Origin of the sequence: Escherichia sp. KCJ4928 (assembly GCF_004352695.1) — a bacterium.
Lineage (GTDB): Bacteria > Pseudomonadota > Gammaproteobacteria > Enterobacterales > Enterobacteriaceae > ECMA0423.
In genome coordinates this window covers 1-1,237 of the sequence record NZ_SJWV01000419.1, presented here as the reverse complement: position 1 = coordinate 1,237, position 1,237 = coordinate 1, and the positions used below count along the sequence as shown (strand labels likewise).

The following is a 1,237-nucleotide window of genomic DNA, read 5'->3' as shown; positions in this document are numbered from 1 at the left end:
CTGGGGTATGCAGCGGATGACCTTGGTCTGGTGGGGGATATGTATCAGGAGGCGAGGCAGCGTTACATCCGTAATTCGATGGAAGCCTGGCGCAATAATGAGGCGAATAAACCCAAATCCCGGGGCGGAAAATCTGAGACGGAAAAAGCGGAAGACAGTTTTTCCCGTCTGCTGAAGCAGCAGAAGGAACAACTGGGACTGGCAGGGAAGAATACAGAACTGGCAAAACTGAAATACCAGACCTCGCAGGGCGAGCTGAAAACCCTGACGGAGATTCAGAAGCAGGAGCTGCTGCGCAATGCTGCCCTGATTGACCAGAAGAAAATCCGGGAGCAGTTACGGGCCCGGGAGGAGACCCTGAAAAATGATAATGCAGACGCAAGGGCATCAAATGACGCAGAGCTGCTGGGGTACGGGCAGGGTGAGCGGATCCGTGAACGGATGAGGGAGCTGCAGCTGATTCGTGACAGCTACCGCCAGAAAGATGCGGACCTTCAGTCTCAGTATCAGGCAGGGGATATCAGTGAGGATTTTTACAGACAGGCGCTGGCGCAGAATGCGCAGTATCTGAGTGAACGACTGAAAGAGCAGGAAGCTTTTTATGCCAGGTCGGATGAACAACGTGCGGACTGGCAGAAAGGACTGCAGGAGGGGGTCAGCAACTGGGTGGACAGCGCATCAGATTACGCTTCACAGGCAGCACAGCTTGCGACAGACGGTATCTCAGGGATGGTAAATAACATCACGGAGATGCTGAACGGAAATAAAGTGGAATGGCGCAGCTGGGCAGCATCAATCCTGCAGGAAATATCAAAAGTTCTTATGAATGCGGCCATTGTCAACGGCATTAAGATGGCGGCAAACAGTATGTCCGGTGCAGGAGGATTTTTCGGCAGTATAGGCAACTGGCTGGGTGGCGCGGTGGCAAATGCAAAAGGCGGCGTTTATACCTCGGCAAACCTGAGTGCATACAGTAACAGTATTGTGGACACGCCCACGTACTTTGCCTTTGCAAAAGGGGCAGGGCTGATGGGGGAGGCCGGACCTGAAGCCATAATGCCCCTGACCCGGGCAGCGGATGGTTCACTCGGCGTGCGTGCGGTGGGCAGTATGAACGGCAGTGCGGGTCTGGTGTATTCTCCGGTGTACCACATCGCCATTCAGAATGACGGCGCTAACGGGCAGATAGGGCCGGAAGCGGCGGGCACCCTTGTGCAACTGATTGACCAGCGGGTAC

At 54.9% G+C, this 1,237-nt stretch carries 1 protein-coding gene; it reads left to right on the top strand.

Features of this window, described 5'->3' with window-relative positions; all coding sequences use genetic code 11:
* On the top strand, window positions 1–1,237 hold a 1,237-nt coding region (locus E0D98_RS24450), incomplete at both ends, for a phage tail tape measure protein (RefSeq protein WP_131891285.1).